The sequence below is a fragment of the Bacillus sp. ISO11 genome (assembly GCF_003458115.1).
Classification (GTDB): Bacteria; Bacillota; Bacilli; order Bacillales; family Bacillaceae_G; genus Bacillus_A; species Bacillus_A cereus.
In genome coordinates this window covers 14,858-30,155 of sequence record NZ_QXCO01000031.1, presented here as the reverse complement: position 1 = coordinate 30,155, position 15,298 = coordinate 14,858, and the positions used below count along the sequence as shown (strand labels likewise).

Here is a 15,298-nt window from a genome sequence, read left to right as displayed (position 1 = left end):
AAATTATACGAATCGGGGGATCATCATGGAAAAGCATAACTGGGGAACACCAAAATTACGCGGGAGAGGTATGGTGAAGTGGCAGCCTTTTGCCAGTATGCCGGAGCAATACGAGGTGATACGAGAAATAATTAGCGATTTGAATAAAGTGCCGAAACCAATTCTTACACAAGATACAAAAGAGCGGATTGAACGTGCTTTAATTGATTCTGCACAGAGGCAGGAAGATATCCTTATTTCTTTTTATAGAGACGGATTTATCAGCAATATGTACATAACTGTCACACGAATTGATTTAAACACTGATACAGTGCATTGTACAGATGCATTTAATTTAAATACGGAATTTAAATTTGATGAAATTATTGATGTGGCTGACTAATTATTGTCAGCCTTTTTACATTTTTTAAGGTTATTGTAAGGTAAATGAAAGTCTAGAGAAAGATTGAAGTTGTACGATGAATTTGTGTTAATAAATAGGAGGTGTATTAAAAATGAAGAAAGTACTAAAAAGTTTAACTGTTACATCATTAGTTTTAAGTGGCGGCTTCCTTTTTGGTTTTAGTGAACAAGCAAGTGCTGCTAGTCCTCAAACAAGTAAATCTGAGTTTTCTACAGAAAATAGAAGTATTGCATCATATGAATTCTCCTTCTATGACTTAAGTGATCTGAGGGGAACGGAATTTTTCACTCTAACTCCTGGTAGTTCCAAAAACTTTGTAGGAAATGCTGGCATATCATCTATAAAAATGCCTCCATCCTCCTCTATGACTCTCTACAGAGATCAAGATTATGAAGGAAAGAAAATAACAATTAAGAATACAGATGAATCGAGTTACTTAACTGTTAATTTGAATGAGTACTATATTGATGGAACTGATAAGAAATGGAATAATAAAGTTGGATCAATAAAAACAAAACGTATATAGTGATTGATAAAAGTGAAAAAAAGAGCCACCCAATAGGACGGCTCTTTTTTTAATCAAATTATTATTTTATTAAGCTTACACTTGATATACTTCGCAATACCATCCTTTATAATCTCTAAAATACCATGTGATAGCACCTAATTTATTACGGTCGTCAACAGGTTCACATTGCAGATAGAAAATACCATCTGCTTCATAAACTAAGTTCCCCTTCACTTTGAATTCAGCGAGTTTATCCATAATTTCTTGAGCTAAATTAACTCCTAATCCGCCTGATTTCATTGTCCATTTCATATTATTACCTCCACCGTTATATGCATTTTGTACTCTTTCAATGAAGCTATTCCATCGCCCTTCATCAAGCATACGATGAGGACAATACTTTCCACTCCATGATTGGTGTGTACGAACTTTACTAATTGGAATATTGTACTGTTTCATTAGTTGTGCTACAACGATAGCTGCATTATCTTCTGCCTTATAATATCTATCTCCACCGCTTAAAGAGTAGCAAATTTCAACTCCGATAGATTTACGATTACCATTTCCGCCACCATCACCACAATGCCAAGCGTTACGTTCTAAGGGAATACCTTGTACAGCTTCTTTATCATCTACTGCAATGTGAAACGAGACTTGATTATCATTGCGAATCATATAAGATACTTCATTTTCTGCTGTAGCATCATTATACGTATTATGAACTGTAATAAATTCTGGATTCATTGTATATGGACACTTTGTACCATATTTACTTGCGTCAACTAATTTTTTTCTGATTTCCATTACTCAACATCTCCTTTTAGTGTAAGTTATTTTTTTCTAATACATCTTTTTGTTGTAGTCCTTTGTTGCTCAAATAGTTGTTCTTCCAAGCCACGTACAAAGTAAAGGCTCCTGTAATTACGGCTACTAAATCGTTTGTAATTTTGTCATCAATCGTTTGGTATCCAATCAGATTTAAGACACTATTAATCACAGCGATTACTAATACGACATAGCGACTAATTGAAGCTGCATCAAAGTTCCCCATGCTCTCACCCCCTCTCATTTAAAGAAATTTAAAATGTTAAATAATAAAAGGACTGCCAATGACAGTCCTGAAATCCACATGGATATATGAGCTTTTTTGTTACTCTCCAACTTTTCTTGCGCTAGTTTTAAGTCTCGTATTTCTCGATCACGGAACTTGAACATTTCATCAACTTCAGTCCTTTGCATATAATTTTTTTGATTGTAGTCTAGCTTTTCCTCGATTCGTTTAACTGCGGCGTTCATTGTTTGAAGATGCACCTCTAATTTCGCAATACGTTCGTACTCTTTTTGCTCCAACGCCATCACCCCTTTTTAGACAATAAAAAAGACCAGCTTATAGCTGCTCTGGTTTTTCATTTATTAATTTTTGAACTAAACCTGTTAATATGGACACATTACTTGTAAGTACCGTAACTTGACTTGTTAATGTAGTAACTTGTTCTTTTAGTTGTTTATTTTCTTCTTTAACTACATTTAACTCATCGGCATTCTGCTTAACTTGCTCCTTTAACAATATGAATTCATAATACAGCTGTTGGAAAGCTACGATAAAAAGAGAAACAGTATTATATAAATTAATAGCACGCTTCTCTTTATCGGTAAATACATCGTCCGTATCATCTGCAATCATGCCGAAATAAGTTTCAATTTCTTTTGTTGTATATGGTTCTGTTTGTTCTTCCGGCTTGTTCACACGCATTTGATACAGATCATACATATCGTCCTTGAAGTTATACTGTTTGATAGCTAAACTCATGATTTTATCAAGAGCTGAAAAAGGAATATCTTTTATATTTTCTTTCATATTTCTAGCTGATGTAGGATTAAATGCTTTCGCCCACATTTGGCCATTAGCATTTATATTTTCTTGCGCTCGTAGTGTTCTTAATTCTATATCTTTCCATCCTTGACCCATCATATCTTTAATCTGTAAGCCATTGTTATAACCTTGTACAAAACTTGACCTTATCATTGCATTACCCATGATTAAATCATGATCGGTGGCGCCGTTTACGAAATGTATTTTATAGTCACTGCCTTTTCTTTTGAAAGTAAACTGCCCCGAGTTATTTGTAAAAATATGCGGCTCAGTTGTAGTTACAGAGAAGTAACCATATCCTGGAGCCCATCCTTCAGATTCAAAAATAATATTATTCAAGTTTTGAAAACGAAATTGTCCATCTGAATATACGCTCAGATGTCCACCGTCATTATGCATTTGAATATAGTTTGACCAAATATTAGTTCCTTCTGCATTTTCCCCTTTAGAAATCCCAAATTTTGCATATGCTTTAGAAGGTTGATCGACTCCATTAATTCGCGGCATGACTTGATAAATATAAAACGATCCTGTACCCCTGTATTTAATATTGTCAGAACCAAGGACGAGTGAAGGTTGAATACTTCCATCATTTGTTTCCATAAATCCTATATAGCCACGTGGCTTATCTGCATCGAAAATCTTCATGTCTTGCTTATTTATTTCAACAAATCTGTTTCCACTCGTTTTAAGTGTTACTCCTTCTAAAACTTTCCCTTTGATATGCTCAGCTGTTACATATCCTATAAGATTAATTCTGGACCCCTGAATTAGAATTTCCTCAGCTGATTGATTAATCTGGGATATAACATCGCCTTTTTTAACCCTAGAATTAATATTTTGATTTGTTAAACTAAAAGCCGCTTCCATTTCCAAAACATAAGCAAATTTTTTGTCGGCATCCGTCTTTGAGTACACTTCAGTCGCTTTAGCACGAAAACCTATTTCCTCGGTATTCTGCCGGATTTCTGTCTGCATATTTGTAGTTACTGTATCAAAGTCACTTTTAGCAACCTTATCCGCAACTAAGTCAACCAATTCTTTATAGTTGGTAATGTCTTTTGGGTTTTGCATGTATACAGATGGTTCTTTTCCTTGCTGTAGCTGCGGTTGAGATACCCACATTGTGCCATTACGGCGTACCCATATATCTCCTTGCAAACGAGTTACAGGAACGTCAGGCGCTTTAATGGTTACACTAACTAGTATCCAGGAGCCATTAACTAATAACTCTTTTATTTCAGTTTGCTCATAACCTAATGCGGTTGAACCATTAAAGAATTGAAGCTTAACGCACGCTCCTTGGTCTAATAAGTTTTTATCTACTACATAGACCCATGCAGACAATACGTAGTCACCGCTATTTTGTGAGGCTCCAATACTTTGAGCAATACCAGTCCAGCTATTTGTTGTAACCCCCGCATTTGCAATTCTGACCGAGTTATAACCGTCATGACGTCTGTCTGTTACTGGTGTTACTGTAGCACCTGATACAACTCCTGCTACTGTCCATTTATCGGTACTAGCAACCTCATTTGTTATATTGCCATTAGCATCAACTGTTTTTTTCTTAAACTCTGTGTTGAAGAATTGATTTATACTGCCAAGTGCCCCTACATAAGCTTTCATTTGCTTTTCCGAAATCTTTGAACTTAATGAGTCTTTTGTTTGTGTAATTTCATTCTTGTTTTCTTGAATGAGCTTTCCTTGATCTGTTTGTGTTTCTGTTAGCGTTTTAATACTAAGAGAATTCGAATTTGTGGTCTGCTTCACTTCATTTAGAGTTGTTTGCATTGTACCTTGATCTTGTTGTACTTTCGAGATTGTTTTGGAGTTCGTATTTACTGTTTGCTGAATTTCATTAGTTGTTTGGGTAAAATCTGCTTTAGAAGTAACTTCATCGTTAGAAAGTTGCCATGTAGTTCGTATGTTACCTTCTTCAAATTTAGCGTGATGTGAGTTTAAACCCCCATCAATGTTGCGCCCAGAATAGTAGAATTTAATTTGAGTTACGTCTTTGTCTTTTGTTCTGAATGTAACTGATAGTGGCTCGTCTTTATAATCCACATTAACCTTTAATTGCGAGTCTGCGCGTACAGATTTCCATTCTTGCTCTCCATCTGCATACGTTATCGCTGTTTCTACGCCAAACCAAGCATTTGTATTGAATTTTGTCATTTTACCAGTAAACAAAAATGAAATAGTAAAAATTTTATTTCTATAGCTGACCTTATCCGATAAAGTCATTTGTTTATTGTCTGACCATGTTCCAGTCATGTTCTGTTTATTTAACCCTGTTTCTGAACCGCTAGCTAAATTGATTGAACCTACAGAAATATTATTTACAGTAGTTTTTAATTCTGTAATAGTGTTAGTGTTAGATTCGGCTGTCTGTTTAGCAGTATTGGCAGTTTGACTTACTAGTTTAAGATTATCATTTAGAGTTGTTATCTCCGTTTTTTCTGCTTTATTTTTAATTTCTTCAGCTGTGCGTTCAGCAGTCGTTTTTGTTTCATTTAATACTTTTATATCACCTTTACGGTTTGTTTCGTACACTTGCTTTCCAATAAGGTTTTCGTTTACCCAATCTTTTGTATAAACACCTTCTTTGTTGGCCTTTCCTTCAAGTTGCTGATTTAACCAAGTCTTATCAGGTATATCTTCAATTGTCTCTTTTAAAGTATCAATTTCTGTTTGTGCATTCTTTATATCTTTTTGTAATGGTCCCGTATCCGGAACAACCGATTCCCAAGCTGTACCTGTCCATATTTTCAAAATACCAGGTTTACCGTTGCTGGTATCTCGCCATAGCGTTTTGTTTGGCTTAAGATCAGTAGTTGGTGGTTCTTTACCTTCTATAATGTTAACCATATTATTTTCAATATTTTTTTTTAGTTGCTCTGATATATCTTTAGCCTCTTGTGATTCCTTTACAGCTTTTCCCGATTCTTTCTTTGCTTCTTCGGCCAAATTTTCTAATTGTTCTAACAGTTCCTTGTTAGCCTTCCCCTCTAACCAAGCACGCATTTTGTTATATAATTTTCGTAATTCCTCGTTCGAATCTATAATCTCTCGATAGTCTCCAAATACATATTTATCTTGCGAAGGATCCGTATATGATTCATCACCAGCGATTGCCCTTGCTTCAAGGTATAACTTAGGTGTGAAGCCTGTATCTTTGATTCGGATTGTATCGCCTTCATTGATTAGTTCATGTGCTAGTCCGAAAATGCGACCGATTGATTGTGCCTCTACTTCATACGAGACTGAAGTATTGACACGCTTCTTTAATTCCGTCTTCATCAAAGTCATTAATCGTTTTGGTGTCATATTTTGGTCTTCTGTTTCTGGAGTGTAAAAACCAAATTTATGTTTACCATGTGCATTCCAACGTTGAAAGGCATCACTATCTGTAATATAAACAAGTCCGTTATTAATGCTCTCAACCGTGATAATTTCATCGCCTTCACCTCGTACAAATCCGACTAAGGCGGTACAAATATCCCTGGAATGCTCAATGCGTCTAACGCCTACTAAGTCTTTTCCCAGCGTTACTTCCTTCCCTGTTTCTCTCCCTCGTTTATTTATCATATCGACGTACCATCCAGTAATTTGAGAACCAGATACTTCAACTCGATATTGGATTTCCAATTCAAACAAAGCTGCAATTTTCTTTAAAAAAGTAAGGGGATCGATGAATTCATCGATAGTCATCGTGTGGAACGAAGAATAATCCGTTATTCCACGTTGCCATTTTGAATCGGCAAGAGCGATATCAATAAACGTATTAACTGTTTCGCTCTCTATACGTTGAGGTTTAATAATCCCATCTTTGGCGATTTGAACCCAGGCACCGGAAGAGTGTACAGTTAATGATCTATCCTTTGAATCTTTTTCTACTTCATTATTAATAACATACGGAACAATTCGACCATCACGTACTTCCTTTAAAACCAAGTTCTGCTGTTGTAATGTAATTGCATGTGGAGTACCGTCAAAAATTTTGAACTCTAGCATATCAATGTTATTCTTGATTTCCCAATGACGCTTATCTTCCCAGTAGTCCTTTGGTTGAATAGCGGATAGAATTTGATCTGTTTTGAAATCAACAACATGAAGTAATCCGCTTGGTGTTCTCATCGAAATCGCTCCCTATATTTAACTTTTGCTGTTCCGATATTTGCTGGCATAATTTCAAGTTTATTCTGGCCCTTAGTAATTTTAGGATAATCACTGAATAATTCCTTCAGATTAATTGCACTTGAACCATTAATACTAACTAGACTTTTAGCTGTATCGATTTGCACTTTATCTCCTTTTCCAACAATATATGGAGGATTATTACTTGTATTTTGGTTAACTTTCCAAATCTTAATATCATCAACTGTCATAAGTACAGCCGGATTATTATTCCACCATTGACAGATAGAAATTTGTACCTGTGCAATTTTATTCATCAAAATCCCATCTTTGTCTACCCAACGAGCTTTTGCTCCAGCATCATCAATCTCAGTACCGTACGCAAATTTCGCAATATAAAACTCCCATTCATTCCCAATACGGTAAACACATAACTTTCCGTAAAAATTATTCCACGTCCAAGGATACATACCGCGCGTATGGATCATCATTTGTTCAGCTGGATGCCCTGGATAGGCAATCTTAGCAACACCAAAAGTTTCTTCAGCCTCCCAATATACATCGTTTAGCGACAATCGAACTACAGGTTTACTAGTCTCATCCAGTAGGGCCACTTCTACTTGTCCCATTTGTACATAACTACTGCAGTTGAACCTCACATAAGCATCCATTATAAAATCTTGTAATGGTCCGCTAGGAATACTTTTTTTAGCAATCGCTCCATGATTCCCTTTGTAATTCTGATCACCATAATCTTCTACATAAAATTGATGTCCATTAGATTTGAATGTACCTCCACCTTTAGTGTTTTCAAACTGTGATACACTTGTCCATCCAACTGTAGTAGACATTTCATCCCACATTACACGTTGTTTCCACTCTACTGGAAGTTGGTTTACTTGTAACGGGTAACCAATCCGAAAATAATCTTCTTTGTTTGGAAGATATACGCTCTTATTCCGAACATCTAAAAATGTAGAAGGGTTTTCAACTTCAATTTCGATGATAGGTTCTGACTCCGCACTGCCTTTATTTTGAATGTTGGCTATTAACCCTCGACCGTCATTTTCAAAGTCAACCGTTTTCTCATTCCCTAACTTATACGGCATTGGACATATTAGTGTAATAGTTGCTTGATGAATATTAGATTTTTCTAAAGTCTCCTCTACAGATTCCTTAATCCCGTAATACACAATATCCGGTTCGTCTGTGAAGGTAATTTTTACAGGTTCTTCTGTATCTAATAAACCATTCAATTCATCTATCCGTTTCCTTAGTTCAAAAAGAGAGACTCCCTTAAGAGAGAAATCTACTTCTAATACTCTCTTGGGAGTCCTTTTACTTAAAAAATATGAACCTGGGCGGTGAGGTACCGTTAACTCATTAATTTCGTCACTTAAAATTCCGCGACCTCTTATATCGTTAACCATAAAAAATCCTTTTTCGTATTTTTGCCCGAAATATTCTTCTAAATTAATCCCATTAAAAACTAACAATCTACCGCCCTCCTTTAAAATACATCTTTCCGTTTTTTCACAGCTTCTTGCTCTCCAGTAATATCATCAACGAACCTATTAAACTCTTGTCTACCAAGTTGTATATTAATATACGCGGGTTGTCTTTCACTAGCTGTAGAATTTGAAGCAGTTCCGGAATCCGTATTACCTGAGCTCGCTTGTGGTTTAGCTGTCTGGTACGCACCAAGTCCTCTTGGCATTCCGTATACAGTCTCTACTTGTAGAGCTTCCGGTTTCATCCATTCAGTCATTTGTTCGGTTGTTCTTTGTACAGCGCCTTTCATTGCATCAATACCATTAATCCACCCTTTCATCATATTGACACCAATGAAATCCCTGAACCAACGACTTGGTGAGTGAATCGATAAAAGTCCTGAAATTTTATCTTTAATTCCATTTCCGATGTCCGTAATTTTGTCCCAAATAGCCCCAGCCATAGAGCTTATACCATTTAAAAGCCCCTGCATCATATTTTTTCCTATGCTTCCTAAATCAATTCCGCTTAGGAATGACTTTACATTGCCAAAAATTTGAGTCACTGTGTTATAGATAGAATTTAGGATGTTAGATGTCGCTGACTTAGCCGCATTCCAAATTGAGGAAATGATGCTACCTGCTGCATTCATAACAGATGAAATAACCGAGCCTATCCCCGAGAAAATTGAGCTTACTAGAGAACCTATCGCTGATAGAACACTAGAAAAAATAGATTTCACTAAATTTAGCCCACCAGTCACGACCGCGGAAATTAAATTTATCGCCCCTTGGATGATATTTCCGATTAATGACATTACACTCGACGTAATGCCTTTCACCGCGTTCCACGCTCCACTCCAATCTCCTTTTAAAACTGAAGTGAAAAGCTTTATTATGTTAGTGATTATCCCAATAGCAGAGGTTATTACACCCATAATAGCTGGAAAAACTGCCTGGACAATCGACAAAATAAATTGAATCGCCGGGATCACTACGCCTTTTATTATTGTCGCTAGACCTTCAAGTATCGCAGTCGCTACGGGAATCGCCGCTTGAATTATCGAAACTATCACCGGGAAAACCGCCTGGACTATTTGCAAAATTAAAGGAATAACCGTAGTCGCTATGATAGAGATTACCTGACCTAATAATTGAATAATCGGAATCGCAACGGAAATCGCAGCAGCAATAATCCCAGCTATTACTGGGAAGACCGCTTGTACCGCCTGGAGAATAATCGGAATTACTGATGTCGCTATGATCGATAGGACCTCTCCAAATCCTTGAATCAGCATTCCTGCTATACTAAACACCGTCTGTATTACTTGTAATATAATAGGGAATGCCGTTTGAAAAGCTTGAGCGAATATCGGTAAAACTGTAGATGCTAGCTCAGTAAAAATTTGAGCTACTTGTTGTATAGCCTCCGTTATCACTGGCATAATTTCTATTGTCGTATCAGCAAACATCTGAATTAATTCAGTAATCATAGGCATCACTTCTTGTACCACTTGACCGAAAAGTTTGAATAAATCAGATGCTAAAGGTACTACAGCTTGTATTGTTTCTCCGAACAAACGGAATAAATCGAGTGCTATCGGTACTACTGCTTGTACTACTTCACTAAACAAACTAGCTATTGTAGAACCTAACTCACCAAAGGCCGCGCCTAGCTCAGAAAGAGCAGGTCCAAGTGTAGCGAAGCTTTCTGCTATAACTTGTCCTGTTTTCGCAAATTCAGGAGCAAGTGGTGCAAATGCTTGTGTAATCCCTTGAGCTATTGACTGAACAACCGGCAAAATCGCAGACATCACAGAACTAAAAATCGATTGTATAGACTGCCAAGCCGACATAAAAGCAGACTTCACTTGATCATTTGTATTTATCAACTTAAATATCGTAGCACCTAAAGAAGCTACAATAGCGATTACCCATCCTACAGGGCCTGAAACACCTAAAAATGATAAACCTAAACGTACAATTAATGGTGTTAAAGTAGCTATCGTATTTCCAATTGAAGAGAAAGACATTTTTATAAAGTTAATTACTGGAGAAAGAGCTGATCCAATTCCAGCAAATGCTGAACTAAGTCCTGATATTGCTGAACTAAACGCACCACTTATCCCCTGACCAAATTCACTAAATTTCGATTTTATTACAGCTAGCGAAATCTCTACAGCTGTTGCAAAACCAGAAAACACTTGCCCCGCTTTAATTAACCCTGCCTCTAATGCTGCGCCGATTGCTGTACCCATTGCTGAAAATTTTTCCGGTATTGTCCCAAGATAAGAACCTAAAGAATCAATAGCAGATTTCATAGCTTCAACTGCCGCTACTGTCCCACTTTTTATTGATTCCCACGCATTATTAACGGCATTTCGAAAAGTCTCATTATGTTTGTATAGTTGAACTAGCGCTACCCCCACTAAGCTTAGAATTGCAATAACCGCACCAACCGGTCCTAACAATAAAGCAAATCCGGCTCTTAATGCTGATAAAGCAGCCCGAAGCATTACCGCTGCTTTTGATGTTCCCGACATCCATAGCATAAGTTGACCGAGGGTGATAATTGCACCACCGATTGCGTTAATAACAATACCCGCTACCGTTGCTATAACTAAAAAAGCCGTAGTAAATGCTACTACGGAAGCAATCACCGTCTGCACAGGAGCTGGTAATTTCATAAACGCGTTTGCCAAGGTTTCAACTACTCCAGCTACGGCCATTAATGCAGGAGCTAATGCATCAGTAAATGCACGTGCTGCAGCATCAAGAGAGGATTCCATTTTCGTCAGTGCTCCGGCCCATCCTTCAAGCATGGAGTCCGCTGCTTTTTTAGAAGCACCGTCCGAGTTCACTAAGGATTGTGTTAAAGCATCAATCTTTTCAGGCCCCGCTGCTACAAGTGCCATCATACCTGATACAGCTTCTGTACCAAATATCGTTGCTAACGCCGCGCCTTTTTGTGCACTTGTCATACCTTCCATTCCCGTTTTTAATTCACCAATAATTTGAGACAATGGTTTCATATTACCTTGTTGATCCGTAATAGATACGCCAAGTCGTTTTAACTCATTTGCCGCTGCTTTTGGCGGTTTAACTAAACGTAGTAAAGATGCACGTAATGCTGTACCAGCGGTCTCCCCTTTAATACCGCTATTTGACATAATACCAACAGAAGCCGCTAGTTCTTCCATCGATATGCCTAATTGAGCTGCTGGACCTGCCGCATATTTAAAAGCGTATTGCATATCCCCTACACCCGCAGCTGTTGCGTTTGCGGCTGTTGCTAGAACATCAGCAACATGTGTACTTTGATTTGCCTCCATACCAAATGAGTTTAAAGCTGACGTAATCGTATCAGCAACCATCCCCAGGTCTTCGCCTGACGCAGCCGCTGCACTCAACACACCAGGTAATGCGGACGTTGCCTGAGCAGAATCAAAACCTTTCGCACCCATTTCAGCAAAAGCCGCTGCTACCTGCCCTGTTGAATACACAGAATCCTTTGCCATATCAAGAATCGCTTTCTTTACTTGGCCGTAGTCACCTGCAGTTAAAACCGCCGCTTTACGAGTTTGTGATTCAAATTCTCGAGACTTTTGAATCATACTCCCTAAAGCAAAAGCCGACGCTGCAGCTGCAGGACCAAATGCATTTTGCATTGTTTGCCCTGTTTGCTGCACACGTCGGCCCATTTCAATTGCTTGATTACCTACTTCTTGAAATCTAGCACGCCACCCTGAATAATCAGGAGGCGGTGGTGCTGGTGGCGCTGGTGGTAATGGTGGAGGTGACGGCGGTTGTGGAGCCGGTGGGATAGGAGGTGGTCTACTAATCTGTTGAAAAAATGTATTCCATGCTTGTGTAGCTTGTCCAAGGTTACTTATTAAATTAGATATGTCCGCAATCACCTGAGTTTCTACCTTGTTCTGGCTCATTCACCTCACCTACCCTTCCTCTTCTTTTATTTGACTTCTAATCATCGATTCTATTTGATCAAAGAACGATTCGTTCCTTTGAATTTTTTCAACTACTTCTTTCCGTGCATATGCTTGTTTTTCAATATCACGAACACTTTCTGGACGTGTATATATATCCGCTAATGACTTGATTTTGTCACTTTGAGCATTTCGATTAAACAAAGCTTGTACACTTGCAAACTCGTACTTATCAAGTAGTTGTTCCTTATATCCGTTCAACATAAGATGATATTCCTTGAGACTAATACGCCAAGATTGCAAGGTGGGCATATTAAAAAAACGAAAACACTCACCTTGCAATTCATCAATATTTATGCGTACAGGTTCTCGAACGATTTCTGTTGTTCCGCTGTCATTGTCCCTAGAAGTTTCTTCACTGTCTTCTGGAAGAAAAAACTATTTAACACAACTGCTTTGTTGTACTTTAGAATTTCATCAAGGTCTAGTTTTTCTGCATTAAACATATTTTCAATCTCTTTCTGTACTGCTTCATACGTGATTCCCTCATTTGTATGAATCAGTGCGTAATAAACCACATCCGTGAAATTAGTAATTCCGCCCTGCATGGTTTGAGAAACGAATTGCATCGGTCCACCGTTTTCATCTAATAACCTCAGTGCTTGTAAACAGAATTTCAGTTCTTGTTCTTTACCATTAATTATGAAACGCGTATATGATTTTTCAGCCATAATAATTACCTCCAATTATTTTTTGTTCAAAATAAAAAAGCGTCTATATGAACGCTTATTCAGATCACAATTATTTATTTCCCACAAATTCATCCATTGTTTTATTAAGCAAGCTAATCATTGCTTCTCTTCGCTCACGAGGGGTTGTATTATCGTATAGCTCATTGTGAATATCACTTACTTTGGCCAACTTCTTAGGATCGACATAATTAGTTACCTCTTCATGCCCACCAAGCATCATAATTGTATTGCCTATAATAACCGCTTGCTCTTGTTGATCTAGCTTCATTGTTCACCCTCCTCTGACAAGCTATCAATAATCTTATTTAAAACACTAACTGTCGCTTCACCACATTGTCTCGCTGTTGAATTTCGAGTCGATTCCTCACATAATTCTGATAAACGATTTAAATCAACGTGAGGAGCCAATGCATCCTCTCCGAATGTTGAAAGAATTGAAGATACGATTGCAATTTTTTCGATTTTAGATATATCCAAAGATCTCCCCCCATAAACATTCTTAATTAATAGTAAATAGACTTACTATTACGCTTCAGGAGTAGCTACGTCACCAGTTGGCGCGCCATTAGGTACTTTATTAAGCGTCCCTTTAGAAATTTTCCCATTTAATTTTAAGCCGATAGAATACTTTGAGTACTCCTCATTTTCATGAGAAAGTTCCAAACTATTCAACATGTATGTTCCTGATTTAACTTTAAACTCAGAAGCGGTTGCACTACGTAGGTTAACTTCATGAATTCTTACTAAAACTTTATTAAGAATTGCTTCTTCTACATAATCAAGTCCCTCGTCACCTTCAGTACAAATCCCTTCAATACTAGCGGATTGTGTTACGTCACCGTAATCAGATCCACTCTTATCTTTTGTTTTCAACTCGATTTCTCCAGCCTCAATTGACCGTGAACCTGACGTTTGGTTAAAAAATCGGACTGTTTTTGTAGTTTTCCCATCAGGTTGCGGAATGTCAATCAAGTAAAGTGTTTCAGCACCTTTAAACTCAGGTGCATTACTTTTTTTCACTTCTGCCATTTTTAGTCCCCCTCTAATTTCTGATTGTTATAGTAATAAAACTCAAATGTTTCGCTGTTAAAATCTCAACGTCTTTTTGAGACAGTGGTTCAAAATCCTTTACTTTTGCATTAAAAAAACCGATTCTTTCTGGATTCTTTTTACTTGTATTGTACAAGTCAATTGAACCCTTTTCGAATCGGTTAATTAATTTATCTTGCAAATCATTCCTGTCAAAAACTTTATCCGCATAAACACCTACTTGGATAAGATGATCTCGCGAGAAATTCTCCTTTGAAAACCTGCTAATTGTTCCTGACAAATCCTCAATGGTAATGAAGGGTTTGTCTTTTCCTGATACAGAAACACCATCGTATATCCATGTAGTAGGCGCAAAAACATCCAGCAACTTTTTTAATGAATACATTACATCATTCAACATAATTAATGCCCCTTTGCTACACGTTGAACAGTTTTGTTTATATCCTCAACAAATGGTTGCTCACCTTCAAATGCTGTTTTACGCATAAAGCCTTTTTTGGTTTTGTGCGTAAATTCTTGTACCGCTGCGTAAATAAGAGGAGATCCATACGTACCAATAATTCTCGCACCGACTACCATCTTTACACTTGCAGGAATACTTTCAGATAAAGGACCGTATAATATCGGTGCTCGATTAGAGGCTTGATTAGCTTGTAAGCGTGTATGTTTTTCTACCGTTTGCTCAATTGGTGTTTTGTATCTATTAGGGTTATGTGCTTTTAACACATTTGATTTTCCTTTAACAACAACTCTGATTCTCATCAAATCACCCTCTTCACAATGACCTCACGACGGTTTACGCCACCAAGCCCTCTTTCATCGATAAGTTCGATAACGTAAAAAACACCTTTACGTTCAATTTTTTCAATGTTCTCTAAGTCCACATTAAGAGGAAATGTAACAAGCGCCTCTCCTTTTTTAACATCGAGATCAGCGAACTTCGTCTTTTCCACTGACGTGAATTTCTTCCAAACTAATTGAACAGTTTCTTTTCGGGGGTCACCTTGGATTTCTTCTCCTGTAATTGGATCCTTTTCAGAAACCCCTTTAATGTATAAAATCACCGGTTCTCTACGTCCCTGCTCAATCATTTCACGATTTTCTCGAATCTCTTTAATATCATCTTCAGTAAGCAATT

General features: G+C 37.4%; 16 protein-coding genes. 2 read left to right on the top strand and 14 right to left on the bottom strand.

Features of this window, described 5'->3' with window-relative positions:
* Positions 1-25 precede the first annotated feature (25 nt).
* The gene (locus D1166_RS24800; protein WP_118043468.1) at positions 26-382 is read left to right on the top strand and encodes a YolD-like family protein; all 357 of its coding nucleotides are present in this window, start codon (positions 26-28) and stop codon (positions 380-382) included.
* Between the two features lie 112 nt (positions 383-494).
* The gene (locus D1166_RS24795) at positions 495-929 is read left to right on the top strand and encodes a hypothetical protein (RefSeq protein WP_098297717.1); all 435 of its coding nucleotides are present in this window, start codon (positions 495-497) and stop codon (positions 927-929) included.
* Between the two features lie 75 nt (positions 930-1,004).
* Here the strand turns inward: D1166_RS24795 and D1166_RS24790 are convergent, their stop codons facing one another.
* The 14 genes from D1166_RS24790 to D1166_RS24725 all read right to left on the bottom strand — a co-directional run bounded on the left by D1166_RS24790 (position 1,005) and on the right by D1166_RS24725 (position 15,296).
* Complete coding sequence (locus D1166_RS24790) at positions 1,005-1,715, bottom strand: peptidoglycan recognition protein family protein (RefSeq protein ID WP_098660214.1); 711 nt, start codon at positions 1,713-1,715, stop codon at positions 1,005-1,007.
* Positions 1,716-1,731: 16 nt separating this feature from the next.
* Positions 1,732-1,962: a phage holin gene (locus tag D1166_RS24785; RefSeq protein WP_118043467.1), complete on the bottom strand. Its 231-nt coding sequence runs from the start codon at positions 1,960-1,962 to the stop codon at positions 1,732-1,734.
* A 14-nt stretch (positions 1,963-1,976) separates the two neighbouring features.
* Positions 1,977-2,267, bottom strand: coding sequence for a hypothetical protein (locus tag D1166_RS24780; protein ID WP_255422598.1), 291 nt, complete (start codon positions 2,265-2,267; stop codon positions 1,977-1,979).
* A 31-nt stretch (positions 2,268-2,298) separates the two neighbouring features.
* Positions 2,299-6,924 (bottom strand): phage tail spike protein, encoded by a 4,626-nt coding sequence (locus tag D1166_RS24775; RefSeq protein WP_118043466.1) that lies wholly within the window; start codon positions 6,922-6,924, stop codon positions 2,299-2,301.
* On the bottom strand, positions 6,921-8,420 hold the full coding sequence (locus D1166_RS24770) for a distal tail protein Dit (RefSeq protein ID WP_118043465.1): 1,500 nt from the start codon (positions 8,418-8,420) through the stop codon (positions 6,921-6,923). Before D1166_RS24770 ends, D1166_RS24775 begins: the two co-directional genes overlap by 4 nt.
* A 14-nt stretch (positions 8,421-8,434) precedes the next feature.
* Positions 8,435-12,331: a phage tail tape measure protein gene (locus D1166_RS24765; protein ID WP_118043475.1), complete on the bottom strand. Its 3,897-nt coding sequence runs from the start codon at positions 12,329-12,331 to the stop codon at positions 8,435-8,437.
* A 36-nt stretch (positions 12,332-12,367) separates the two neighbouring features.
* Positions 12,368-12,622, bottom strand: coding sequence for a hypothetical protein (locus D1166_RS24760; protein WP_118043464.1), 255 nt, complete (start codon positions 12,620-12,622; stop codon positions 12,368-12,370).
* An 89-nt stretch (positions 12,623-12,711) separates the two neighbouring features.
* Positions 12,712-13,089, bottom strand: a complete 378-nt coding sequence (locus tag D1166_RS24755) for a tail assembly chaperone (protein WP_097855793.1) — start codon at positions 13,087-13,089, stop codon at positions 12,712-12,714.
* Positions 13,090-13,159: 70 nt separating this feature from the next.
* A complete protein-coding gene (locus D1166_RS24750) occupies positions 13,160-13,378 on the bottom strand; it encodes a hypothetical protein (RefSeq protein ID WP_097855792.1) in 219 nt (72 codons plus the stop codon).
* Positions 13,375-13,587: a hypothetical protein gene (locus D1166_RS24745; RefSeq protein ID WP_098902258.1), complete on the bottom strand. Its 213-nt coding sequence runs from the start codon at positions 13,585-13,587 to the stop codon at positions 13,375-13,377. Before D1166_RS24745 ends, D1166_RS24750 begins: the two co-directional genes overlap by 4 nt.
* Positions 13,588-13,635: 48 nt before the next feature.
* Entirely contained in the window at positions 13,636-14,139 is a 504-nt protein-coding gene (locus tag D1166_RS24740; RefSeq protein WP_000852563.1) for a phage major tail protein, TP901-1 family, read from the bottom strand.
* Between the two features lie 13 nt (positions 14,140-14,152).
* Positions 14,153-14,560: a hypothetical protein gene (locus tag D1166_RS24735; RefSeq protein ID WP_118043463.1), complete on the bottom strand. Its 408-nt coding sequence runs from the start codon at positions 14,558-14,560 to the stop codon at positions 14,153-14,155.
* Positions 14,561-14,562: 2 nt separating this feature from the next.
* Entirely contained in the window at positions 14,563-14,922 is a 360-nt protein-coding gene (locus D1166_RS24730; protein ID WP_001222698.1) for a hypothetical protein, read from the bottom strand.
* A complete protein-coding gene (locus D1166_RS24725; RefSeq protein ID WP_000954645.1) occupies positions 14,922-15,296 on the bottom strand; it encodes a hypothetical protein in 375 nt (124 codons plus the stop codon). The genes D1166_RS24730 and D1166_RS24725 overlap by 1 nt, the downstream gene beginning before the upstream one ends.
* Positions 15,297-15,298: the final 2 nt, after the last annotated feature.